Annotated in this window: 22 protein-coding genes; 15 read left to right on the forward strand and 7 right to left on the reverse strand. The window is 63.8% G+C overall.

What is annotated here, in order from left to right; translation table 11 throughout:
- Positions 1 to 168 precede the first annotated feature (168 nt).
- A complete protein-coding gene (locus GTA51_RS10735; protein WP_160960985.1) occupies positions 169 to 816 on the reverse strand; it encodes a CatB-related O-acetyltransferase in 648 nt (215 codons plus the stop codon).
- Positions 817 to 1,085: 269 nt separating this feature from the next.
- Complete coding sequence (locus GTA51_RS10740) at positions 1,086 to 2,030, reverse strand: glycosyltransferase family 2 protein (RefSeq protein ID WP_160960987.1); 945 nt, start codon at positions 2,028 to 2,030, stop codon at positions 1,086 to 1,088.
- 394 nt (positions 2,031 to 2,424) lie between these two features.
- On the opposite strand from GTA51_RS10740, the gene GTA51_RS10745 reads away from it, so the two are divergent.
- From GTA51_RS10745 to GTA51_RS10765, 5 genes are all read left to right on the forward strand, one after another.
- Positions 2,425 to 2,613: a ferredoxin gene (locus GTA51_RS10745; RefSeq protein WP_043637204.1), complete on the forward strand. Its 189-nt coding sequence runs from the start codon at positions 2,425 to 2,427 to the stop codon at positions 2,611 to 2,613.
- A 132-nt stretch (positions 2,614 to 2,745) separates the two neighbouring features.
- Positions 2,746 to 3,630, forward strand: a complete 885-nt coding sequence (locus GTA51_RS10750; RefSeq protein ID WP_160960989.1) for a YkgJ family cysteine cluster protein — start codon at positions 2,746 to 2,748, stop codon at positions 3,628 to 3,630.
- On the forward strand, positions 3,620 to 3,979 hold the full coding sequence (locus tag GTA51_RS10755; protein WP_160960990.1) for a 30S ribosomal protein S16: 360 nt from the start codon (positions 3,620 to 3,622) through the stop codon (positions 3,977 to 3,979). The genes GTA51_RS10750 and GTA51_RS10755 overlap by 11 nt, the downstream gene beginning before the upstream one ends.
- 18 nt (positions 3,980 to 3,997) lie before the next feature.
- Positions 3,998 to 4,630, forward strand: coding sequence for a tetratricopeptide repeat protein (locus GTA51_RS10760; protein ID WP_160960992.1), 633 nt, complete (start codon positions 3,998 to 4,000; stop codon positions 4,628 to 4,630).
- A 66-nt stretch (positions 4,631 to 4,696) separates the two neighbouring features.
- Positions 4,697 to 5,401: a DVU0298 family protein gene (locus tag GTA51_RS10765; RefSeq protein WP_160960994.1), complete on the forward strand. Its 705-nt coding sequence runs from the start codon at positions 4,697 to 4,699 to the stop codon at positions 5,399 to 5,401.
- Between the two features lie 62 nt (positions 5,402 to 5,463).
- On the opposite strand, the gene GTA51_RS10770 is transcribed toward GTA51_RS10765, so the two are convergent.
- Entirely contained in the window at positions 5,464 to 7,173 is a 1,710-nt protein-coding gene (locus GTA51_RS10770; RefSeq protein WP_160960995.1) for a transporter substrate-binding domain-containing protein, read from the reverse strand.
- 306 nt (positions 7,174 to 7,479) lie between these two features.
- On the opposite strand from GTA51_RS10770, the gene GTA51_RS10775 reads away from it, so the two are divergent.
- Together GTA51_RS10775 and GTA51_RS10780 are read left to right on the forward strand one after the other, a co-directional pair.
- Entirely contained in the window at positions 7,480 to 7,944 is a 465-nt protein-coding gene (locus GTA51_RS10775) for a hypothetical protein (protein WP_160960997.1), read from the forward strand.
- 361 nt (positions 7,945 to 8,305) lie between these two features.
- Positions 8,306 to 8,650, forward strand: a complete 345-nt coding sequence (locus GTA51_RS10780; protein WP_160960999.1) for a DVU0772 family protein — start codon at positions 8,306 to 8,308, stop codon at positions 8,648 to 8,650.
- Between the two features lie 257 nt (positions 8,651 to 8,907).
- Here GTA51_RS10780 and GTA51_RS10785 read toward each other — a convergent pair whose 3' ends face one another.
- Positions 8,908 to 9,414, reverse strand: a complete 507-nt coding sequence (locus GTA51_RS10785; RefSeq protein WP_160961000.1) for a 4Fe-4S dicluster domain-containing protein — start codon at positions 9,412 to 9,414, stop codon at positions 8,908 to 8,910.
- Complete coding sequence (locus tag GTA51_RS10790) at positions 9,411 to 9,995, reverse strand: 4Fe-4S binding protein (RefSeq protein ID WP_160961002.1); 585 nt, start codon at positions 9,993 to 9,995, stop codon at positions 9,411 to 9,413. Before GTA51_RS10790 ends, GTA51_RS10785 begins: the two co-directional genes overlap by 4 nt.
- A gap of 260 nt (positions 9,996 to 10,255) precedes the next feature.
- On the opposite strand from GTA51_RS10790, the gene GTA51_RS10795 reads away from it, so the two are divergent.
- From GTA51_RS10795 to GTA51_RS10810, 4 genes are all read left to right on the forward strand, one after another.
- Positions 10,256 to 12,343 carry a molybdopterin-containing oxidoreductase family protein gene (locus tag GTA51_RS10795; RefSeq protein ID WP_160961003.1) on the forward strand — a complete coding sequence of 696 codons (2,088 nt, stop codon included), beginning with the start codon at positions 10,256 to 10,258 and terminating at the stop codon, positions 12,341 to 12,343.
- 224 nt (positions 12,344 to 12,567) lie between these two features.
- Positions 12,568 to 13,032: a MarR family winged helix-turn-helix transcriptional regulator gene (locus tag GTA51_RS10800; protein WP_160961005.1), complete on the forward strand. Its 465-nt coding sequence runs from the start codon at positions 12,568 to 12,570 to the stop codon at positions 13,030 to 13,032.
- 51 nt (positions 13,033 to 13,083) lie between these two features.
- Positions 13,084 to 14,727: an FmdE family protein gene (locus GTA51_RS10805; protein WP_160961006.1), complete on the forward strand. Its 1,644-nt coding sequence runs from the start codon at positions 13,084 to 13,086 to the stop codon at positions 14,725 to 14,727.
- Positions 14,728 to 14,786: 59 nt separating this feature from the next.
- Complete coding sequence (locus GTA51_RS10810) at positions 14,787 to 15,587, forward strand: lytic transglycosylase domain-containing protein (RefSeq protein ID WP_160961008.1); 801 nt, start codon at positions 14,787 to 14,789, stop codon at positions 15,585 to 15,587.
- A gap of 48 nt (positions 15,588 to 15,635) precedes the next feature.
- Here GTA51_RS10810 and GTA51_RS10815 read toward each other — a convergent pair whose 3' ends face one another.
- Together GTA51_RS10815 and GTA51_RS10820 are read right to left on the reverse strand one after the other, a co-directional pair.
- On the reverse strand, positions 15,636 to 16,796 hold the full coding sequence (locus GTA51_RS10815; protein WP_160961009.1) for a YibE/F family protein: 1,161 nt from the start codon (positions 16,794 to 16,796) through the stop codon (positions 15,636 to 15,638).
- Positions 16,797 to 16,973: 177 nt separating this feature from the next.
- On the reverse strand, positions 16,974 to 18,530 hold the full coding sequence (locus GTA51_RS10820) for an alkaline phosphatase (RefSeq protein ID WP_160961011.1): 1,557 nt from the start codon (positions 18,528 to 18,530) through the stop codon (positions 16,974 to 16,976).
- A 239-nt stretch (positions 18,531 to 18,769) separates the two neighbouring features.
- On the opposite strand from GTA51_RS10820, the gene GTA51_RS10825 reads away from it, so the two are divergent.
- From GTA51_RS10825 to rbr, 4 genes are all read left to right on the forward strand, one after another.
- Positions 18,770 to 19,936: a trans-sulfuration enzyme family protein gene (locus GTA51_RS10825; protein WP_160961012.1), complete on the forward strand. Its 1,167-nt coding sequence runs from the start codon at positions 18,770 to 18,772 to the stop codon at positions 19,934 to 19,936.
- Positions 19,937 to 20,018: 82 nt separating this feature from the next.
- A complete protein-coding gene (locus GTA51_RS10830) occupies positions 20,019 to 20,606 on the forward strand; it encodes a peroxiredoxin family protein (protein ID WP_160961014.1) in 588 nt (195 codons plus the stop codon).
- A 5-nt stretch (positions 20,607 to 20,611) separates the two neighbouring features.
- Entirely contained in the window at positions 20,612 to 21,358 is a 747-nt protein-coding gene (locus tag GTA51_RS10835; protein ID WP_343039506.1) for a redoxin domain-containing protein, read from the forward strand.
- Between the two features lie 179 nt (positions 21,359 to 21,537).
- Positions 21,538 to 22,113 (forward strand): rubrerythrin, encoded by a 576-nt coding sequence (gene rbr / locus GTA51_RS10840; RefSeq protein ID WP_160961015.1) that lies wholly within the window; start codon positions 21,538 to 21,540, stop codon positions 22,111 to 22,113.
- Positions 22,114 to 22,333: the final 220 nt, after the last annotated feature.

Genomic DNA, 22,333 nt, shown 5'->3' on the forward strand with positions numbered 1-22,333 from the left:
CCGGGTGCTCCCCGGCTTGCTGGTCGCTGGATCTTCGGCCCGCTCCAGGGCGTTCATAGCCTCCCGGCCGCTGGCCGTCGGGCCACACTGGACAATTGGCTTTGCGGCCTACTCCAGAGCGTCGATTGCCCCTCGGGCGCTGGCTGCCGGGCCGCACTGGCTCGTTGGCTATTCGGCCCGTTCCAGGGCGTCGATATCCCCGGCTGCGAGCCCGGCCACGTTGCGGCTGATCTTTTCGATGGGCCAGTCCCACCAGGACAGGGCCAGCAACCGCGCCACGTCCGTCGCAGAATAGCGCTCCCGGATGACGCGGGCCGGATTGCCGCCCACCACGGCGTAAGGCGGCACGTCCCCGGTCACCACGCTCCCGGCCCCGACCACGGCCCCGTGGCCGATGCGCCGCCCGGGCAAAATGAGTGCCCCGTAGCCGATCCAGACGTCGCTGCCGACCACGGTATCGCTGTACGGGCCGGACGGCAGACCGGCCTTTTCCCAGCCATGCCCAAAAATGGCGAACGGATAGGTCGAAACGCCGCCCAGGGAATGGTTGGCCCCGTGCATCATAAAACGCACGCCGCTGCCAAGGGCGCAAAACGCGCCGATGATGAGTTTGTCGCCAATAAAATCAAAATGATACAGAACGTTTTGGCGCTCAAAATCCGCAGCCCGCTCCCCTGGTGTGCCACTGGCGTCGAAATAGGTATAGCGCCCGACGCGGATATTGGGGTTGGTGACCACGTTTTCCAGAAAGACCAGCTTGTCATAGCCGGCCAGCGGATACCGGCAGGTCTGATCCGGGGCGTTGGGTGGGGCCATACGCGCCTCCTGGGTCGTCGCGCCGCCTTGCACATGCTGCGGCGGCGCGCGGGGACGAAAGTCGAGGCGGGCACCGTCCAGGCCGCCTCGCGAGGATTTGCTGTACGCTGCCTGCCCCGTGCCGGCAACCGACCGGAACAGACCAGAGCCGGCAGCCAGGCTTCTGCTGCCCCGTCGCCCGGCCTGCCGACTATCTGGGGAGGAGTCGGCAGGCCGGGCCGGCCAGAGGGAGTTGCAAAGGGGAGGCTACGGACGGAAAGGGGAAACGATCAACTGCCAACCCGCAGCAGGCGCAGATCGCCGGGGATGGCCGCGCTGCGACGACGGCTGACCAGGGGCAGGGCGTCGGGCAGGCCCTGCATGAAACGCCAGACCCGCTCCAGAGGCATGTGGGAGCGCAGATAGTCCTCACACTTGGAGAAACTGTAGTGGTGGGCCAGACTGCGGCCCAGCACCGCCACCTTCATCTTGCCGGCGTGCAAGGCCAGATTGATCACCTTCTCGTCAGAGGTGGCCTGACCAGCGACGCGGTGGGTCGGGAAGGGCAACACAAGCTGCATCATGCGGTGATCGAAAATCACGCAATTGATCGTCAGGTAGCCGACGTAGGAATACTTGGGCGGCGCGTCGTGCAAATAGACGTCGGCCAAGTTCTCGTGGATGAGCTTTTCCCACATCCAACGATGGTAGACCCAGTTTTCCTCAATGGGCGGGCCGGTGAACATGGAGCGCTCGGAGGGATAGGACAGGCGCAAAAAGCGGTTCAAGACATGGCGGCCGCTCGGGCTGACCGGCACCAACGGCATGACCAGCGGCACATCGGGCCGTTCGGCATGGTCGAGATACCCGTCCACGAGGTGTTCCAACCAGTGCGGGGTTACGAAGAGGTCTTCGTCGATCTTGATGATCACGTCGTCATAGTGGGCGGCGAGTATCTCGTTTTGGGCAGCCAGCACGGCCGGAACCAGGCCGCGCGGCCCGCGTTCGACCAGGGTGGCGTTGCTGTGCCTCCCTACAAAACCCCGGGCCATAGCCAGATGGTCCGGGGCCAGGGCGTTGGCCACCACGTAAATGTGCTTAAAACGCTCCAGGGTGGTGTAGCGCTCCAGGCATCGGATGCAAACGAGAAAGCAATCCAGCCGGTGCGAAGTGAGCAGCACAAGAACTGGTTGAACGTCGCCGCGTCGCGGGTGTAAATAGGTAAGCTTGCCCATGGCCGTCCTTGGCTTTCAGGCGTCCCTGCGTAAAGGTTAAAATGCTCCTACATCTCGCTTTTCGGCAGTATGCATCAGGAACTTTAGCCTCTTTTCAGAAAAAAAAGTCTTTCATTTTCATAAACATAGGAAGACGACCCAGCCATAGCCCCGGTTACACGGCCCAAGCGAAACACGCGATCTTTGAAAAAAAAATCGTCGCCAGCCCCAAAACACCCGCCCCATCCGCCAGCAGCGGCCAGAGACGTCACCCTGGCGCCACCCATTCCCTTGACACGAAACCGACCCGGCGCTAAGCCTGCCTGATCTTTATGGCTCGTGCGTGGACAGCCCCGCTAACTCCTCGGTATAAAACCATAATTATGCAAAGTGGCCAAGGTTTCGGAGGTTTGTCATGGGATATCGCGTCATTGTCGACACCCAAAAGTGCATTGGCGACGGCGAATGCGTGGACGTGTGCCCGGTGGAAGTCTATGAGATGCAGGACGGCAAGGCCGTGGCCGTTAACATGGAAGAATGCCTGGGCTGCGAATCCTGCGTCGAGGTCTGCGACCAGAATGCCCTTATTGTCGAAGAAGAATAGCCCTTTAAATAGTTAACCGGCAAATGGGAGTGGGCGGTTTTCGTCCGCTCCCGTTGCCGTCTCCGGCCCGGGCCGCCTGACCCTTTGCCGGGCTTTCGGCGGGGACCGGTCCCGGGCCGCCGGAGTCCACCGATGCAGTTGGATTTTTCTCCCGCCTTTGCCCGTTACGAAGCACTTGCCGCCGAGGCCGACGCCGCCTTTGCCAAGGTGTCGGAAATGTGCCCGGATTTTGTCAGTTGCGGCGCGGGTTGCAGCGACTGCTGCCATGCCCTGTTCGACCTGACCTTTATCGAGGCCCTGTACCTCAATCACAAATTCCAGGCCGCCTTCCCCTCCGGTCCGGCCCGCGACGCCGTGCTGGAGCGGGCCAACAGCGCCGACCGCGACGCCGCCAAGCTCAAACGCAAGGCCTTTCGGGCCGGCGAACAGGGCGTGTCCACCCGGGACATCCTGGAAAGCATGTCCCGCGAGCGCATCCGCTGCCCGCTTTTGGGCGACGACGACCACTGCGTGCTCTATCCCTTCCGCCCCATCACCTGCCGGCTCTACGGCGTGCCCCTGGAAATTTCCGGCGAGGCGCGCACCTGCGGCAATACCGGGTTCACCCCGGGCGGACGCTATCCCACGGTGAAAATCGAGAAGCTCCAAGACAAGCTGGTGGCCCTGTCGCAGGAAGTCGTGGCCGCCCTGCCCACCCGGCTGCCGCTTTTGGGCGAAATGCTCGTGCCCGTGTCCTTTGCCCTGGTGACCGAATTCGACGACGACTACCTCGGCATCCTGACCGAGGACGATCTGGTCAAGTCGCCCGAAGCGGCAGCCCCGGCCCCGGCGGCCCCAACCCCGCAAATGCAGCCCCTGCAGGCAACCCTTGGCGCAGCCGCGCCGGCCGCAAACTGCGGCTCCTGCGGGGAAACGGCCGGCTCGTCGGCCTGCTCCTCCTGCGGCGGCTCCACGTCCTGGGTGCTTCCCGGCCCGGACGGCGCGCCCACGGACAAGGATGACGGGCATGGCGCATAGCCCCGAAGAACTGGCCGCGCTCAAGCGCGCCATCTACGACAAGGTCAAGCCCCGGCGGCGCAAGTTTATTGACAAGGTGGGCTACGATACCTGGGACCCCTTCCAGGAGCCCATGGACCCGCTGGATCTGCGCGAGGACGCCTCCCGGCGCACCAGCCAGCAGCTCATCGCCGAATTTCTGGCTGCCACGCCCGGCGCTTCCGACGAGTTCGCCAAGGGAGCCTGGGAACTGTGCCTGGGCGTCATGACCGGTTCGGAACGCCACCGGGGCATGTACGCGTTTAGCAAATGGCACAAGGAACTGCTGGCTCGGGAAGGCATCGAAGCCGACCTGGGGCCGGTGAAATAACTTCGAGAAGGATATTCCATGGATTATACCGCCAACACCCCTGACGAATTTATCGACGAGCTGAAAAAGCGCCTGTCCGCCAACCCCGGTTGCGGCGTGTCCCATTACAACCTGGGCTCCGCCTACGTGGCCAAGGGCCGGCTGATTGAAGCCGAGGCGGAATTTCTCCAGGCCGTCGAATGCTCGCCGAATCTGGCCGAAGGCTATGTCCAACTCGGCGGTCTGGCTCTGAACAAGGGCGATCTCGACGGCTGCCTGGAATGGAACGAAAAGGCCTGCCGGGCGCGGCCCCTTTTTGCCGTGCCGTTTGGCAACATCGGCTTTGTCCATCTCCAGCGCGGCGATGTGGCCAAGGCGGAAAAATCCCTGCGCCGGGCCGTCAAGATCGACCCCAAATACGTGCAGGCCCTGGGCACCCTGGCCAGCGCCATGTTCATGAAGGGCGATGTCGCTGCCGCCGAGCACTTCAGCGTCAAGGCCCTGGAGATCGAACCCATGTTCGGCCCGGCACTGAACAACCTGGCCCTGGTGGCCATGGAACAAAATGATTTCGTCAAGGCCAAGGAATTCATGGACCGCGCCCGGGAGACCGGCTTCGAGCCCCATCCGGGCATGGTGCGCGAAATCGAGGACGGCCTGGCCAAGGCCTAGCACCGACCTGCCAGCGTCCCGGCCGGCCGCTTCGTCCCGGCCGGGACGCTCCCCAAGGACCACCCCATGCCGTCACGGCGACAACTGCTCCCCGTCATCCGCCAAGCCCTGGCCGGTCCCGAGGCCGACCCGGCCCTGGCCGCCCTGGCCGCTATCGCCCCGGCCGTACGCCTGGGGCCGCTTTTTTCCCTGCTCCTTGACCGCGATCCGTTGACCGGCTGGCGCGCCGTCACCGCCTTTGGTGCGGCCATGGCCGAACTGGCCGCCGCGCGCCTGGAAGACACCCGGGAAGTCTGGCGCAACCTCATGTGGCGGGTCAATGAGGAGTCCGGCAACATCGCCTGGGGCATCCCCCAGTGCATGGGCGAAACACTCGCCCGGGTTCCTGCCCTGGCCAGCGACTACCACCGCATCCTCATTTCCTATGTCCAGGATATGGATGGCGACTGCACCTACATCGACCACGCGCCCCTGCGCCGGGGTTCCTGGTGGGCCATCTGCCGGCTGGCCCAGGCAGCACCGCTGCTGGCCGCCCACGCCTTGGCCGAACTGAGCGCTGCGGTGGCCGACTGCGACGGCGAAGCCCGGGGACTGGCCTGTCTGGCCCTGGCCCGGATCAAGCCCGATCCCTCGCGCAGCCTGCTCGCCGCCCTGGCTGCTGCCGCCACCGACCCCTACCCTTTTGCTTTCTACGACGGCTGGCAGCTTGTCCCCACAACCGTCGGCCAGGCCGCCACGGCCGCCCTGACCGCCTGCCGCCGCTGCGGCTGACGTCGCGTTCGGCTCTTGACGCTCTGGCGTCCAGCATTACCGCGCCGCATTTAGTATTCTATTCACGATCCTGCTTTTCCAGGGGCGGCCCCGCTTATGGGCAGATGCACCCGCACCGTGGTCGCGCCCGGCTCCGAGGTGTCAAGGGTCACGTCGCCGCCGTGGGCCCGGGCAATGAGCCGGGCCGAATAGGCACCAAGCCCGGTGCCGAAGGTCTTGCCGCTGGTGACGTATTTCTCGAAAACCGTCGCCGCAATGGCTGCCGGCACTTCGCCCGGGTTCCACAGGGAAAACGTCCCGGCGGCGGTGTCGATGGCAAGACGCACCTCGCCGCCCGGGGGCGAGGCTTCGGCGGCGTTTTTGATCAGATTCTCGAACAGGTTGCCCAGCAAATTGGCGTCGCCGCGCACCGTCAGCCACTCCCCGGGGACAACCGCGCGCCCATCCACGCACACCGTAAAGCCAAGCTCCTTAGGCTCGAAAAGATCCGCCAGATTGGCCCGGATGCCCCGGAAAAGCCCCAGGACATCGCATTCGGTCGCGGCGGGCCTGTACGTGCCCTTCTCCATCCGGGTCAGATCGCCGCTTAAGCGAATGGTGGCCAGCATGCGCCGGCCCGAGGCGGCCACGTGCTGCAACAACTCCTGCTGGTACGAGGTCAGGTTCCCCTGCCCTTCCAGCAATTCCGGGATACTGATGATGCCGGACAGCGGCGAAACCAGGTCGTGGCGGATGATCTGCTCCACATCGTCGCGCATCCGCTCCAGTTCCTCCCGGTGTTCGATCTCTTTGCGCAGGGCCGCATTGAGCCGCTTGACCTTTACGGCCCACAGCCCGCCCAGCCCAGCCAAAACACAAACCACGCCCAGCACCTTGGCCAGTTGGCCGTAGTCCGTAACCGTCTGGACATTGATGGACACGTGCCGGTTCTCGATGGCAGCCCGCTCAGCCGTGGTGATGGCGGCGATGCCCTTGTTGAGAATGCCTTGCAGCGTCTCGTCGCCCTGCGCGATGCCGATGCACAGGTTGTTTGAATAATAGGGCAGTTGTCCGGCGATCTTTACATTGAAAAGGCCCTGTTTTTTGATGGTGTAGGCGGCGACAATAAGCGAACGCATGGTCATGTCCGCTTTTTTGGCCGAAACCATGCTGATGGCCTCGTCTTCGGTGGCCGTGGTATGCACCGTCAGGTTGGGATAGTCGCGCCGGATCAGTTCTTCCATGGCGGTGCCGGAAGGAAAGGCAATGCTTTCGCCCGTCAGTTTGGCCGGATCGGAGATAAAGGGGTGTTCCTCGCGGGTGATAAAGACGTTGACGTCGCTGAAAAGCGGCCGCGAGAAAAGAAGCCATTTCTCGCGCTGTGGCGTTTTATTGAGAAAGCTTAACACCTTGCATCGCCCGTCCCGGGAGGCGGCCAGACTCTCGTCCCAGGTGGCGGTGGGCGTCAGTTTAAAACGCAGCCCGGTCCGCTCGGCCACCAGCCGCAGCAGATCGGCGGCGATGCCCTCGTGCTCGCCCTGGGCGTTGATCGTTTCAAAGGGTGCCCAATTCGGGTCCACGCACAGGCTGACCTCGCCGTGCTGCGCGACGTAGCGCGCTTCCGGGGGGGATAAGTCCACGGCCAAGCCCGCTGTCGGGACCAGCGCCACGACAACGAGCCAGACAAGGCCAAACAGCCGGCTGGCGCAGGCCCCGCGCTGCTGCGGCCGCGCCGCCTCCAGACAGGGGCGAGATGGGCTTGCGGCCAATCTCCCAAGGTGAAAACGCACCACGACAGACTCCCCCGAAATGTTGTGAACAGTCTCCAGAATCAAACCGCCAGCGGTACGCCGCAGGGAAGCGCTGCCTCACCTGATGGCGGCGGGCACGGAAGCGCGAAACGGGTACCAGCCCTGTCCAATCGGAGGCAGTGATAGCAAGCTATTTTTATAATTGATGACATTGGTTCACAAATCAAGTGGGAATTGGTAGCAGGAATTGAGCCAGACGCCATTTCGATGCGGCCTGTAACCGCGAGCCGCCGCCGCCCGACCTCCCCGGCAAATAAGACGCCCACGTCTTTTGCGAGGAGGTTTCCATTGATACGCCAATACCGCACATCGCCCCTGCATGTGGCTGCCGCCCTGGCTCTGGCCGCTGCCTGGGTCCTCTCCGCCTTTGTACTTTTAACCGCCCTGCCCGCCCGGGCCGCCGATATACCGGCCGCCCTGGATATTGCGCCGGAAACCCTGGTGGACGGCTTTCTCAAAGGCCTCACCGCCCGGGTGTCTCTCACACCCCAGGAACTGACCGCCGTGCGCCCCATTCTCATCGAGCAGACGCGCAAGCGCCAGGAAACGGCCCGCGCCCGGCTGGCCGTCACCCCCGGTCTAGCCGGCATGATGGCCCTTCGCGACGACATGCGCCACATCGCCCGGGAAACCGACCAACGACTGGCGGCCGTGCTGCCCCCGGACAAACTGGCCGCCATCGAAGCCTTTCGCACCGAGCGCCGCGCCGAGGCCAAAGCCAATGCCAAAGCCCGTCGCTTCGCCGGCGGCTGAGGCCCGGACAAGCGACTGCGAACAATTCGGAGCTGTGCCCTGCGCCCGGCCGGGGGAGGCTCCCCCGGCCCCTCGATGGGCGAGGTCGGCGGCGCGGCAGAGCACCCTGGCAATACGTGGACAAGCGGTTCCCTTCCCCAAAATCGGACAATCCCTCCCGAGGTCCGGCCCCGGTCCAGGCATGGCTACCTGGGCCGGGGCCGGATTGTTTGGGCGGCCCGGCGCAATGGGATCGCTGCCGACAAAAAATACTTTCCGACTTTCGTGCAAATTGTGCTTGACCAGAAGATAAAAGGGATTAGATTTGTCTCATATCACTTGCAGCAATTTTCGGGTGCACACAACCGCACGGAGGATACCCATGCAGACCCAAACCGATCTGTCCGGACTCGTCATCGACTGGGACATGACCCCTGAAGACGCCGTGACGCTGTACCTCGAATGGGGCAATAATTCCTGGCATGCCCAGCATAAGCCGGTGACCTCGAAGAACGATTTTTCCACGTATTTCGTAATCAACACCTGGACCGGCACGCCGCAGATGTCGCTGGTGCGCCGCAACTCCGAGGACTGCGTGGAACTGGCCTCTTTTGAAATCCCCGAGGATCTGGCCCGGGAGTTCATGGAGGACCAAGGTTTCAACAAGGGTGTGTACGCCCCCAGCGGTGCCATCAAGCAGTGGCTGCAAAACAAGTATTTCAACTAGGGACCATCAGGCCATAAACGCTTCTTCCTCATAACCCCCGCGCATCCCTCCACCTCATGACGCGTCCCCGGGCGGATAGGCCCTGGGGACGCGTCTGTCTTTTGGCTGGCCGGGGCAGGCCCGGCGCGGGGGTGCGGCAAGAACAGTCAGGAGAGAGCCCAGTGTGCCCGCATGCTCGCTGCGCACAACGCACAGGGCCGGTGCCCGGGAGACGCTCCCGGACACCGGCCCGAACCATACGCAAGCCGACGCCCGCCTTACATCTGTCTTAAAAGCAGCCGCTTGCCGTAGACGTCGCGCTCATCCTCGTTTTTTTTTCCAGGCCGCACAAAGCGCAGGGCATGGGCCGTGCAGCCGGTGACGCAGGACGGATCAAGCCCCTCGTCGAGGCGCTCGCGGCAATAGTCGCACTTGACCACCTTGCCCGTGACTTCGTTCCACTGGGGAATACGCCAGGGGCAGGCCTGGATGCAGGCCTTGCAGCCCACGCACAGCTCTTCCTTGACATAGACAATGCCGTCTTCCTCGCGCCGGGTCATGGCACCCGTGGGGCAGGCCGGCACGCACCAGGGCCGCTCACAATGAAAGCAGGACATATAGAGGTTTAAAAGGCGCGGCTTGCCCTTGACCATGTCCGGGCCGATGGTGACCAGCTTGCCGGGCTTGGCCGAGGGAGGCACGGCATTTTTCACCTGGCAATGCACCTCGCAGGCGTGGCAGCTGATACAGCGCTTCTTATCCAGTTGGATCATGTACTTGCTCATGCGTGTTCCTCCAAGGGGACAGCCGGCGTCGGGGCCGGGGCGTTGACCGCCTGCCGGGTCAGGCGGGCGAGCAGATCAAGACGGAAATCGGCGCGCGAGGCACCGACGAAATAGACATGCTGGGAAAAGCGCAGGGAGTCCACAGGACAGGCCCGCACACACTGGCCGCACAGACTGCACAGGGAATAGTCGTAGATAAAGGCCCCGGGCAGCTTGCAGCCCTTTTGCGGGGCCGGGGCCATGGTGGCAGCCCGGGCGATAAGCTCCCCGGCCATCTCCACGCCTTCCATGTTTTCATGGCCGCTGCCGCTGCCGCCGCCAATGGGACAGGCCACGGACAGGCATTGGGACGGACAGGCCCGGGTGCAGGCCCCGCAGGCGATGCAGCGCGGCACGCCCGGCTTGTCCTCGCGGCCGATCAGTTCCACATGCCCCCGGTAGGTGTCGAGGTTGCCCACCTCCTGGCGGGGATAGATCACCGTCACGGCCGGCCGGGTAAAGGCCTTGCCCGTGATGCCAAGCCCGACGAACAGGCTTTTTAGCCCGGTCGCCGCTTCGCGAAACAGATCGGATACAGACACGCCAGACCTCCCCGGGCGGTGAATCCCTGCGCCCGAACCATGGTTTCCATCAGTCTAAACGGGTTTTTCCCGGCCTTGTCAACGCGTGGGGCACAAGTTCCCGGCTTCACAAGCGTCTTGGTTTCAACCCGTGATTCTCTATAATGCACGTTCCTCATTTCACAACACTTTTCCCTTGCCACGGATCACGAATGCCTGCTAGTGCGTGAGAGAATTAAACCTCTCCTGCAAACGCAACGCCGTCTCAATCGGAGCACGTCATGAAACGAGAAAACGTCTACAGCGTCTGCGGCATGTGCACGGTACGCTGTCCTATGATGGCCACTGTCGAGGGTAACAAGGTTGTGTATCTGCAAGGCAACCCCCATGCCGCCGGCATCAAGGGGGCGCTGTGCGCCCGGGGTGCCGCTGGCGGAGCACTCATCGCCGACGACGAACGGCCCCAGTTCCCCATGATCCGGGCCGGGGCCCGGGGTGAAGGCAAATGGCGCAAGGTCTCCTGGAAAGAGGCCCTGGACTATGTGGCCGGCGAGCTGTCCCGCATCCGCGAGACCCACGGCGCGCGCTCCATCCTGCTCTCCGACCGGGGCGGCCCGTTTCGTGACATGCACCGGGCCTTTTTAAAAGCACTGGGCAGCCCCAACTACTGCAACCACGACTCGGCCTGCGCCCGAAACGTCCAGCATGCCGCCCTGTCGCTGTTCGGCTTTGGCCGCAAGGATGTGGCCTACGACTATAAAAACAGCAAGCATGTGGTGCTCCAGACCCGCAACATCTTTGAGGCCATAAACGTCAAAGAGGTCAACGATCTCCTCGACGCCAAGGATGCCGGCTGCAAAATCACCTGCATCGACGTGCGCTCCACGGTCACCGCCGCCAAGGCCGACACATTTCTCATGGTGCGCCCGGGCACGGACTATGCCTTCAACCTGTCCGTGATCCACGAACTGCTCACCCGTGACCTCTACGACAAGGATTTCGCTGCGGCCTGGATCAATGACCTCGATGCCTTGCGGGCCTTTGTCGCGCCCTATGATCCGGAGTTTGCCGCAGCCGAAACCGGCGTGCCGGCCCGGCGCATCCGCGATCTGGCCACCCAGCTCGCCGCCGCCGCCCCGGCCGTTATCTGGCATCCCGGCTGGATGACCGCCCGCTACGGCGATTCCTTCCAGGTCTGCCGCAGCGCCTATATCATAAACGCCCTGCTCGGCTCCATCGGAGCCAAGGGCGGCCTGCCCCTGGTCAACAAGCCGGCCCATGTCGGGAAAAAGGGCCTCAAACAGCTCGTGGACCTGTTCCCCAAGCCCGCCGACAAGCGCGTGGACGGGGTCGGCTGGATGGAAGGACGCAGCCACTTTGAAGCCGGTCCGGGTCTGGTCAATCTGGCCTTTGAGGCCATGGTCACGGGCGAGCCGTATCCGATCAAAGCCTATATCGCCCACCGCCACGATCCACTGATGTCGTTTCCGGACACGGCTGATGTTAAAAAGAAGCTGGATAACCTCGATCTGCTGGTGGCCGTGACCTTTTCCTGGTCCGATACGGCTTGGTACGCCGACGTGGTGCTGCCCATGTCGCCGTATCTGGAGCGCGAATCCATGATCGCCTCCAAGGCCGGGGCCGCGCCGCAGTTTTTCGTGCGAAAACGCGCCCTTGCCCCTCGCTTCGACACCCGGGCCGACTGGGAGATCTACCGCGATCTGGCCCGGCACATGGGTGTCAAAGAGCTTGATTTCGACTCCATCGAGGCCCTGTGGGACTTCCAGTTGGAAGGCACCGGCGTGACCATTCCCGATTTCGAGGCCACCGGCATGGTCAAACTCGGCGGACCTCTCAACCGCCCGGTGGACGACAAGACCTTTAAAACCCCCTCGGGCAAGATCGAGATCGTCTCGGCCAAACTGGAAGCTGACGGCCTGTCCTCGCTGGCCCCCTATGTCTCGCCGGCCTCGCCGCCGCCGGGACGCTACCGCGTGAGCTTTGGCCGCGTCGGGACGCACACCCAGGGGCACACCGTGAATAATCCCCTGCTTTTTGCCCAGATGCCGGAAAACGAACTGTGGCTCAACGCCGGGGAAGCAGCCAAGCTCGGCATCGCCGACGGGGCCATGGTGGAAGTGCGCAACGGTTCCCACGCCGGCAAGCTGCGGGCCAAGGTCACCGAAGGCATCCACCCCGAAACGGTCTTTATGGTGCACGGCTTCGGCCACACCCTGCCGGTCGAGAGCCGGGCCAGGGGCCGCGGCGTGGCCGACAACGAACTGATGCCCCAGGGCATCGACAACTGGGACAAGGGCGGCGGCGGCGTGTGCATGCAGGAGCACTTTGTCACAGTAGCCCCGGCCTGAGCCTTCGCTGCAAACGGTGGCTCTGTGTCAGGTCCGATACTGGCACAGAGCCGTTTCCTGCACCCCAAAAGCATCACCGCCGGGGCTGTCGCACTGTGTCAGGACTGCTCTGGCACAGAGCCGCTTCGCTATTTTTTGACCCACCGCGTGGCCCCCGGCAGCGTCACGAATTTTTTAAAAAGCCGTTGACTGGGTTGCAACCGACCGTTATGCTAGGAACTACTATGGAAGGATCACTGCTGACTCCTGAGGACGTCCGTCCCTTTCCCTTGCGCCAATCCCTGGGTTTTCTGCTGGTGCGCACGGCGCTCAAGCTGCGTCTGCTCGGCAACACCATTCTCCAGGAAGCCGGTGAAGACATCACCGTGGACCAATGGGGCATCCTCAATCTGCTGTGGGAAGCCGACGGCCAGACCCCGGTGGAACTGGCCCGGCGCGCCGACAAGGACAAGCCCAACGTCACCCGCCTGCTCAAAATTCTTGAAGACAAAGCGCTTGTGGTGCGAAAGCCTGATCCCAAGGACCGGCGCAGCCATCGCATTCACCTGACCGAGGCCGGCAACGCCCTCAAGGACAAGCTCCTTGACCTTGGCATCCTGTGCCTGGAACAGGCCTGCCTCGGCCTTTCCAGCCAGGAAGTGGCCACGCTTAAGTCCCTGCTCAACCGCGTCTACGCCAACGTATCCTAACCCTGCCCGCTGCCGCCCTGGTTTCCCGGGCGTGCCGGTGCGAGATTGATTATGTCAAATATGACCGAGCTTAAGGCCCAGGACAGTTCCATTGGCCCCCATACCTTTGAAGAGTTTTTAAACGTGGCCGCCGCCTTCCACGGCAACCCGGCCCCGGGGCTTATCATCGGCGGTTTCATGGTGGACGCGGCCCGGGCGCTGCTGCCCCAGGACACGCTCTTTGACGCTGTCGTTGAAACGAAAAAATGCCTGCCCGACGCCGTGCAGATACTGACGCCCCCAAGCTACGGCAACGGCTGGATGCGGGTTTTAAACCTCGGCCGCTATGCCCTAAGCCTGTACGACAAATTTACCGGCCAGGGCTACCGGGCCTGGCTTGATCCCAAACATCTGGGGAACTGGCCGGAAATCCAGGCCTGGTTTTTAAAGACCAAGCCGAAAAAAGAGCAGGATCGCGCGCTGTTATTCGCCGAAATAAAGGCCGCCGCCCGGGACATCTGTCTGGTCGCGCCGGTCACGATCCGCCCCTCGTTTCTGATCAAGCCCAATATGGGGGCCATTGCCGTGTGCCCGGCCTGCGGCGAAGGCTATCCCAAGGCCGACGGGGCCATCTGCCGGGGCTGCGCCGGGGAAGCGCCCTACGTCATCCCCTCCGACGCCCCGCGCCTGCGGGCCGTGCCGGTAGGCGAGGCGGCCGGGCGTCGGGTGCTCCACGACATGACCCGCATCGTGCCGGGCCAGTCCAAGGGCGTGGAATTCGCCGCCGGAGCCGACATCCACGCCGGCGACGTCTGCCGGCTCCAGACCATGGGCAAAAACAGCCTCTATGTGGAAGACGTATCCGAGCCGCTGGGGGATTTCGTCCACGAAAACGAGGCCGCCCTGGCCTTTGCCACGGCCATGGCCGGGGTGGGGCTTGTCCTGTCCGGGCCGCCGCGCGAAGGCAAGATCGAACTGATCGCCGAGGTCGGCGGCCTGCTCACCGTGGCCCGGGACCGCTTGATTGCCTTTAACTGCATCGAAGGGGTCATGTGCGCCTCGCGCCAGTCCCATCTGGTGGTGGAGGCGGGCAAGGCTGTGGCTGGCTGCCGGGCCATTCCGCTCTATCTGCCGCGCCGCGTCTTTGACGTTGCCAAGCATGTCCTGGCCGACGGGCCGCTTTTCAACATCCTGCCCATCCGCAAGGCCAAGGCCGGGGTGCTGGTGACGGGCACGGAAATCTATTCCGGCATCATCGAGGACAAGTTCGAGCCGGTGGTACGCTCCAAGGTCGAGGCGCTGGGCGGCGAAGTCGTGGCCGTGCGCAAGGTGCCCGACGACCGGGCCGCCGTGGCTGCGGCCGTGGCCGAACTCTTGGCCGCCGGAGCCGATCTGATCGTCACCACGGCCGGGCTGTCGGTTGATCCCGACGACGTCACCCGCCTGGGCCTTGACGACGCCGGGTTGACCGACGCCGTCCACGGCATCCCGGTGCTGCCCGGGGCCATGGCCATCATCGGGCACATTGGCGGAGCCGACGTCATCGGCGTGCCGGCCTGTGCCCTTTTTCACCGCACCACCAGCTTTGATCTGCTGCTGCCCCGGGTGCTGGCCGGCCTGACCCCGACCCGGCGCGATCTGGCCGAGCTGGCCGAAGGTGCCATGTGCCTGTCGTGCCGCTCGTGCACCTATCCCAAATGCCCGTTTGGCAAATAACCGCCCCTTGACCGACCGGGTTCGCCGTCCTATGGAATACTGGCGAACCCGGAGAATCCATGCCCTATGCCCGTATCCCGCTTGCGCTGGGAATTTTTCTGTTCTTTGCCCCCCTCGCGGCCAACGCCTTCACCCTCTACGGCTACGAGGATGATTACGGCCTCCTGCACTTAAGCGAAGAACCCCGCACCGAGCAGTACGTCCTGCTCTACGAAGGCCCGGCTGATCCCAAGCTCGGTTTTGAGGCCATCAAAAAAATCATCCACGACAAGGGCGCTGTCTCCAAGGACCGCAAGGACGGCTGGATTACCGAGGCCATCCGGGCCTATCACCGCATGGGCACGGCTCCCCTTGGCCGGTCGGGCTATCCGGCGGTCATCGTTTCCGGGCCGCTGCTGGACCTTGTGCGCACCAAGAGCGCGGCCTCGGGGCTGGCCCCGGAGCTGCTCTATGCCGTTATCGAACAGGAATCGCGTTTTTCGTCCTGCGCCGTCTCGCCCCAGGGCGCGGCCGGGCTCATGCAGCTTATGCCCGACACCCAGGCCCATTTCGGCGTGGCCGATCCGTTTGATCCCGAGCGCAACGTGGCCACCGGGGCGAAATTTCTCCAGCAGCTTATCGTGCGTTTCGGCGATGTGCGTTTGGCCCTGGCCGCCTACAACGCCGGACCCGAGACCGTCGCCCGCTGCGGCGGCGTCCCCAACATCCCGGAAACGCTCAATTACGTGGATCGTATCATGGCCCGCTACGCCATGCTCAAAGACAGCCACCCAGGGCTGAGCCCGAAAAAATTGGGGCCGCCCGCCGCTCCCAAGAACACGCCCACGTCCAAGGCCGCCGCACCCCGTCCAGGAAACTGACGCCACACGCGCGGCGTGCCCGGGGGCGTCCTCCCGGCCGGACCGGAATCAGGCGCGCGCCGTGGTCTTGCCTTCGCCTTCCCCCGGCCGCCGCGCCAAGAGCAGCGCCCCGGCCACGGCGGTCAGCGGCGCGGCGGTGACCAGCCCGAAACTGCCCACCAGCGTGTTGGCGATCTCCGCCGCCACATGCGGCATGGTGGCCACGTTTATAAGCGGCACGCCTTGGGCCATCACCACCATAAGCAGCGCCAGAAAGCCGCCGCAATAGGCCAAAAGCAGCGTGGTGGCCATGGTGCCCACCACCACCCGCCCCACGCGCAACCCCGACAGGCACAGCCCCAGGCGGCCGATTTCCGGGTGATGCGTCGCCACCTCGGCCTGGCTGGCCGCAACATCCATGGCCACGTCCATGATGGCCCCGCTGGCCCCCAGACAGATGGTGGCCAGAAACATGCGCCCCAGATCAAGATGGGCAAAACCGGTATAGAGAAGCGTCTCGGCAAAGGGCTTGACCGCGCCGGGCAAAGCAAAGCCCGGAGCCGTGGCCAACGCCAGCAGACAGGTGACGCCCACGCCGCCAAGCGACCCCAGATAGGCGGCCACGGCCCGGCGGTTGACCCCGCCGACCAGAAAAACCACGCAGGCCATAAGCGCCGCCGTGATGCCAAGCACCGTCAGCAGGGGATCGACGCCGTTTAGTGTCAGCGGGACCAGCACTTTCCACAGCAGCAGGGCCGTAAAGACAAACGACAGCAAGGCCTTGACCCCGGTGACGCCGGCATAGGCCACCAGAGCCAGGGCAAAAAGCCCCAGGAGCAACCCTTGCAGCCCCAGGCGCCAATGGTCCTGGGCCACAGCCGAAACAATCTTCCCCTCGCGCAGCGACAACACGAGAAGCGCCGCGTCGCCCGGGGCAAAGACCTTGTCCATCTCCAGCTTGCCGAGCAGGAGATTGTCGGCAACGATGGTCTGGCCGGCAAAAGGACCGGACACCGGCTGGGCCGTGACGCGCTGTTCGCCCTCACGCACCAGACCGTACTGGCGCACATGGCCGTTATCCACAGCCACCACCCGGGCCTTGACCTGCACCGCATCGACCGGCAGCCGGTTCTCAAAACCCGTGGGCCAATACCACAGCCCGATAGTCAGCGCCCCAACCACCGCCAGCAAGACAAAATCCTTGCGTGTTCCAAAGAGCGAACGTGTCATACGATCCTTATGCCTTCCGGCAGCGCCGCCGCCCCGTGACAGATTTGGGGCCGCAGCCGGCCGGAGGTGCACTCCGGCCGACTGCGGCCCCACTAAACAACTTCTCCCGTCGGGGGGTCCGGGGGGATCATCCCCCCCGGCCGCCGGAGGCTCTTCTATCTTTTTCTCTTCTCCCGCCTACTTCCCAGCCAGGGCGGTCATGAGCTTTTTCGACAGATCGGTGTTGTCGTAGTAGCCGGCGAACACGTCCGAACCCGGGCCAACGGCCGAGGTCACGACAGGCACGCCGGTATGGGAGTAGCTCGTCCAGGCGATGCCGGCCTTGTTATCCAGGATATGGGTCAGCGTCACGGCCAGGGGCTCGTAGCCGCCGTAAGCCCGGTAATCCATTTCGTTGCCGGATTTTTCCGTGTCGCCCTGCATGGAGCGGGCAAAGGCGTCCTTGACGGCGGTCAGCTCGAAATCGCGCAGATACATGCCGTAGGGGTTGGCCGGGGAGGTGACGTTCTCGTCGGGCTTGGGCGCGGCCTTCATGGCTTCCAGATCGCCTTCGACCGGAACGACGAGGCCAAAGGTCTCCTTGATCATGGGGATCACGTCTTCAAACTTGGCCGAGGCGGCGTCGTGGGTCTTTTTGTATTCCTTAAGCGCCGCGGTGAAACCCTCGAAGGAGGCTTTCTGGCCCTTGAGGTAGTCGTAGTAGTTGCCGTAGCGGGTGCCGGCAAAGCCCAGGGTCATGCCGCCGCACTCGTGGTCGCCGGTGACGACGATCAGCGTTTCCTTGGGATGCTTCTGGGCAAAAGCGACCGCCTCGGCCACGGCGGCGTCAAAGGCCAGGGTGTCGCTGATGGCCGCGCCGGCATCGTTGGCGTGGCAGGCCCAGTCGATCTTGCCGCCTTCGACCATAAAGAAGAAGCCTTTGGGATTGTCCAGCAACTCGATACCCTTGGTCGTGTATTCGGCCAGGGTCAGGCCTTTGGTGTCGCCGTCCAGGGCATAGGGCAGGGCCTTGTCGGCGTCGAGTTCGGGATTCAGGGCCACGAGTTTGGCCCCGGGCTTGGCGGCCAGGATGGCTTCGCGGGTGTCAGCCACCGTGTAGCCGGCGGTTTTGAGCACATCCATGGCGTTCTGCTTTTCGCCCTCGGCTTTGGATTTCTTGCCGGCCGGGTCTTTGAAGCCGCCGCCGCCGAAGTAGTCAAAGCCGCTCTTGGCCGCATCCAGGGCGATCTCGTAGTAGTTGTTGCGGCTGGCCTGGTGGGCATAAAAGCAGGCCGGCGTGGCATGATCCAGCGAGACGCTGGAGACGACGCCGACTTTCATGCCTTTGTCCCGGGCCTTTTCGGCCATGGTGGGCACGGGCTGTTTGGCCCCGTCAACGCCAATAGCTCCGTTGTAGGACTTGACCCCGCTGGCCAGGGCGGTGCCGGCCGCGCCGGAGTCGGTGATGATGGAATTGAGCGAATAGGTGGTGGTCATGCCCTGGACCGGCATCTGGTTCATGGTCAATTTGACAATGCCCGGCTCGGGTTTGCCGTCTTTGGCGGCCAGATAGTATTCAGCGGCGCTGCGCTGGGCCATGGCCAAACCGTCGCCGATGAACAGAAACACGTACTTGGGGCTTTTGCCGGCGTCGGCATGGACCTGGGACGCGGCCAGAATGAGGATGGCCAGAACGATCCAGGCCACGCGATTGATGGCGGCCGCGCAAAAGGGCGGCAAAGCGTGTCGGCGCATGGGTATACTCCTGTGTTGTGGGGTGTCGGCGCTCTGATAGTCCGTCGTCCGTGACAGACAGATTGCAGCAGTGTTTCGATTGCCGTAATCCCCACCACTGGCCGCGCCGGCCCCGGGCACTGCAGGCGCGCTGCTGCGGCCATACCCTTTCCGGTGGAAATCGAACAGCAGTGATTGCCTTGGCAACCGTCGGCGTCCCGGGTACATATCCGGGAAACTGATCGCCAAGGGGGATAGGGATGGATACGTCGCGCCTGGGAGAAAACACCCGCAGCATTCGCGCCGGAGAACGTCTTGACCGCGCCGTCGGCGGCGTCACCACGCCCATCCACACCGCCGCCGCCTACATGGCCGCCGACGATGTGGAAGGCGCCTACCGCTATCCACGCTATTGCAACATTCCCACCCAGGCCGCGCCGGCCGAAAAGCTGGCCGCCCTGGAAGGGGCCGAAGCCGGGCTGGTGCTGGCTTCGGGCATGGCGGCCATTTCTTCAAGCCTCCTCTCGGTCCTGGGCAGCGGCGACCACGTCGTCCTCCAGGCCGATCTCTACGGCGGCACCCACCGCTTCCTCATGGCCGAACTGGCCCGCCTGGGCATCGGCTTCACGTTGGTTTCCGAGGCCGATCCGGCCCGGCTGGAAGCGGCCGTGACCGCGCACACCCGGGCGGTCTTCGTGGAGACGCCGAGCAATCCGCTGCTGCGCATCATCGACCTTGCCGGTGTCGCCGCCCTGGCCAAAAAGCGCGGACTGGTCTCCATGGTGGACAACACCTTTGCCTCGCCCATAAACCAGCGCCCGCTGGAACTTGGCTTTGACCTGTCCATCCACAGCGGCACCAAGTACCTAAACGGCCACAGCGATCTCAATTGCGGGGCCGTGGCCGGCTCCAAGACACTTGTTGCCGCCGTGCGGGAACGGGCCATCAACTTCGGCCAGACGCTAAATACCTATGACTGCTATCTCCTTGAGCGCGGCATGAAGACCCTGGCCCTGCGCATGGCCCGCCACAACGAAAACGCCATGGCCGTGGCCGGGTTCCTGGCCGCGCGCAAAGGCATTGCCGCCGTCCACTACCCGGGCCTGCCCGACCACCCCGGCCATGCCCTGGCCAAAAGCCAGATGCACGGCTTTGGCGGCATGCTGTCCTTTGCACTCGACTGCCCGCCCGCAGCCGCCCGGACCTTCATGGACCGCCTTGGGCTGGTGCTCGAAGCCGTGAGCCTGGGCGGCATCGAATCGCTGGCCTGTTTTCCGGCCGTCACCTCCCACGCCAAAATGCCGCGGGAGGACCGCTTGGCCATCGGCGTCACCGACACCCTGGTGCGCCTGTCGGTTGGCTGTGAAGACGCCGACGACATCATCGCCGATCTGGGCCAGGCCATGGACGCGGCCCACATCGCTTAACAACCCTTTGCCCCGGGCCGCGCAATGCTTATAAAAGCAGATGGCGGCCCGCAGCCGCCCAAACTGCCGCCCGGGAGACGCCATGAAAACACTTTTCGCCTTCGTTGCCGCCCTGACCCTCGCCTTGGCCGCCAGCACCCAGGCCCTGGCCGTGGAAGCCTCCGAAGCCCCCGGGGCCAAACCCCTGGCCGTGGGAACGGTCTTTCCTGCCGTGCCGCTGCTCGGGCCGGTCTCCCCGCAACTGGCCGCGTCCCTGGGGATTACCTCCCAGACCGGCCCAACGCCCATCAACTCCGTTGCGGCCGACGTGCTCGTGGTCGAAATTTTCAGCATGTACTGCCCGTTTTGCCAGCGCGAAGCGCCCAATATCAATGCGCTGCACAGCCTGATCGAAAAACAGGGCCTGTCCGGGCGCATCAAACTGATCGGCATCGGGGCCGGCAATTCCGATACGGAAGTGGACATCTTTCGCAAAAAATTCAACGTCCCCTTTGCCCTGTTTTCGGATTCCGCCTTTGCCGTGCACCAGCGCGTGGGGCAGGTGGGAACGCCCTTTTTCTACGTGCTGCGCAAAAAGCCCGCTGGTTATGAAATTGTCCTGACCCACCTTGGCGTCATCCACTCCCCAACGGAATTTCTCGCCACCATAACCGCCAAGGCCGGGTTGTAACCGCTATGCCAAACCATGATACGCCCCTGCGCCGATGCGGCACGGCTCTGTTGCTGGCGGCGCTGCTGCTGGCCGCCCCGGTTGCGACCCCGGCCGCCGCTCCAACACAGGGCGCAGATAACGCCGCGCCATCCCCGACCGCTGCCCCGGCCCCGGCTCCGGCCGGCACTCCAACTCCGGGCGCAGAAGCTGCCAAGCAATCCCCGGCCGCACATGCCGCCGCGCCATCCCTGGCCGGCAACATCTATCCCGTGCCCCATCTGCCGCCCAACGACAGCGTGCTGGCCGTGGCCGTCGGCAGCCCCATGCCCGACTTCGATCTGCCGACCATTGACGGCTCCCGGGTGCGGCTGGCCGATTTCATCGGCCAGAAAAATCTGGTCATCTCCTTCGTGCCCGCCGCCTGGACCCCGGTGTGTTCCGGGCAATGGCCGGGCTACAACATCGCCCAGGACATCTTCGAGGGCTACAACACCGCCCTGCTCGGCGTTACCGTGGACAACATCCCCACTCTGCACGCCTGGACCCGGGAAATGGGCGGCCTGTGGTTCCCCGTAGCCTCGGATTTCTGGCCCCACGGCGGGCTGGCCCAAAAGCTCGGCATTTTGCGCAGCGACGGAACCGCCGAACGCGCGCTGCTCCTGGTCGACAAGCATGGCATCATCCGGTTCATCGACGTCCATGACATAAACGTCAGACCAGACCTCGGACCACTGATTGAAGCCATGAAAAATGTGCATAAGGACCAGTAATATCGGCGCGCTCCCATCACAAGAGCTGCAGCATAGCGCACCACGTATTGCAGTTTTAAGACCAGATAGACAGATACGGCTTGCGCGCAACAACGATTATGGCATACGAAGTTGCCTGAAACATTTGTGGACCCCTCCTGGGACAATCCGCACCATCGTAAAAAACAAACGGAGAACGTATGAAATCACTGAAAGGCTCCAAGACCGAAAAAAACATCCTGATCGCCTTTTCCGGCGAATCCCAGGCCAGAAACCGCTACACCTACTTTGCCTCGGTGGCCAAAAAAGAAGGCTTCGAGCAGATTTCCGCCATCTTCACCGAAACCTCCGACCAGGAAAAAGAACACGCCAAACGGCTGTTTAAATACCTCGAAGGCGGCGAAGTGGAAATCACCGCCGCTTTCCCGGCCGGGGTCATCGGCAATACCGTGGCCAATCTGCGCGAAGCGGCCGGCGGCGAAGCTTATGAAGAAGGCGACATGTACCCCTCGTTTGCTGCCGTCGCCCGCGAAGAAGGCTACCCCGAAGTGGCCGCCACCTTCCTGCACATCGCCAAGGCCGAGGGCTTCCACAAACGCCGCTACACCACCCTGGCCGACAATATCGAAGCCGGCAAAGTCTTTAAACGCGAAGGCAAAGTGACCTGGCGCTGCCGCAACTGCGGCTACCCCATGGACAGCGACCACGCCCCGGACAAATGCCCGGCTTGCGAACACCCGCAGGCCTATTTCGAAATCGCGCCTGAGAATTGGTAGAGACGAGAGAAGACGAGAGAAGACGAGAGAAGACGAAAGGCAAATCGGGGCTTTGCCCCGAACCCCACCGGGGGGATGATCCCCCCGGACCCCTCGCTTGGTGGGGGGAGGCGGGTTGGATGGGTGTTGTACGTGCGTACGTGCGTGCGTGAAATGGCGGTGGGGATTTGGGCTGCGGGCAGCCGCCAAAGCCCGGCTGCCCGCAGCCCAAATCCCCACC

The organism is Solidesulfovibrio aerotolerans (assembly GCF_009856865.1).
Lineage (GTDB): Bacteria > Desulfobacterota > Desulfovibrionia > Desulfovibrionales > Desulfovibrionaceae > Solidesulfovibrio > Solidesulfovibrio aerotolerans.

What these genes read in the sequence shown, in the direction of transcription:
- GTA51_RS10735 (WP_160960985.1), bottom strand. Translation starts at nt 816, where the DNA reads ATGGCCCCACCCAACGCCCCGGATCAGACCTGCCGGTATCCGCTGGCC.
- GTA51_RS10740 (WP_160960987.1), bottom strand. Translation starts at nt 2,030, where the DNA reads ATGGGCAAGCTTACCTATTTACACCCGCGACGCGGCGACGTTCAACCA.
- GTA51_RS10745 (WP_043637204.1), top strand. Translation starts at nt 2,425, where the DNA reads ATGGGATATCGCGTCATTGTCGACACCCAAAAGTGCATTGGCGACGGC.
- GTA51_RS10750 (WP_160960989.1), top strand. Translation starts at nt 2,746, where the DNA reads ATGCAGTTGGATTTTTCTCCCGCCTTTGCCCGTTACGAAGCACTTGCC.
- GTA51_RS10755 (WP_160960990.1), top strand. Translation starts at nt 3,620, where the DNA reads ATGGCGCATAGCCCCGAAGAACTGGCCGCGCTCAAGCGCGCCATCTAC.
- GTA51_RS10760 (WP_160960992.1), top strand. Translation starts at nt 3,998, where the DNA reads ATGGATTATACCGCCAACACCCCTGACGAATTTATCGACGAGCTGAAA.
- GTA51_RS10765 (WP_160960994.1), top strand. Translation starts at nt 4,697, where the DNA reads ATGCCGTCACGGCGACAACTGCTCCCCGTCATCCGCCAAGCCCTGGCC.
- GTA51_RS10780 (WP_160960999.1), top strand. Translation starts at nt 8,306, where the DNA reads ATGCAGACCCAAACCGATCTGTCCGGACTCGTCATCGACTGGGACATG.
- GTA51_RS10785 (WP_160961000.1), bottom strand. Translation starts at nt 9,414, where the DNA reads ATGAGCAAGTACATGATCCAACTGGATAAGAAGCGCTGTATCAGCTGC.
- GTA51_RS10795 (WP_160961003.1), top strand. Translation starts at nt 10,256, where the DNA reads ATGAAACGAGAAAACGTCTACAGCGTCTGCGGCATGTGCACGGTACGC.
- GTA51_RS10800 (WP_160961005.1), top strand. Translation starts at nt 12,568, where the DNA reads ATGGAAGGATCACTGCTGACTCCTGAGGACGTCCGTCCCTTTCCCTTG.
- GTA51_RS10805 (WP_160961006.1), top strand. Translation starts at nt 13,084, where the DNA reads ATGTCAAATATGACCGAGCTTAAGGCCCAGGACAGTTCCATTGGCCCC.
- GTA51_RS10810 (WP_160961008.1), top strand. Translation starts at nt 14,787, where the DNA reads ATGCCCTATGCCCGTATCCCGCTTGCGCTGGGAATTTTTCTGTTCTTT.
- GTA51_RS10815 (WP_160961009.1), bottom strand. Translation starts at nt 16,796, where the DNA reads ATGACACGTTCGCTCTTTGGAACACGCAAGGATTTTGTCTTGCTGGCG.
- GTA51_RS10820 (WP_160961011.1), bottom strand. Translation starts at nt 18,530, where the DNA reads ATGCGCCGACACGCTTTGCCGCCCTTTTGCGCGGCCGCCATCAATCGC.
- GTA51_RS10825 (WP_160961012.1), top strand. Translation starts at nt 18,770, where the DNA reads ATGGATACGTCGCGCCTGGGAGAAAACACCCGCAGCATTCGCGCCGGA.
- GTA51_RS10830 (WP_160961014.1), top strand. Translation starts at nt 20,019, where the DNA reads ATGAAAACACTTTTCGCCTTCGTTGCCGCCCTGACCCTCGCCTTGGCC.
- GTA51_RS10835 (WP_343039506.1), top strand. Translation starts at nt 20,612, where the DNA reads ATGCCAAACCATGATACGCCCCTGCGCCGATGCGGCACGGCTCTGTTG.
- rbr (WP_160961015.1), top strand. Translation starts at nt 21,538, where the DNA reads ATGAAATCACTGAAAGGCTCCAAGACCGAAAAAAACATCCTGATCGCC.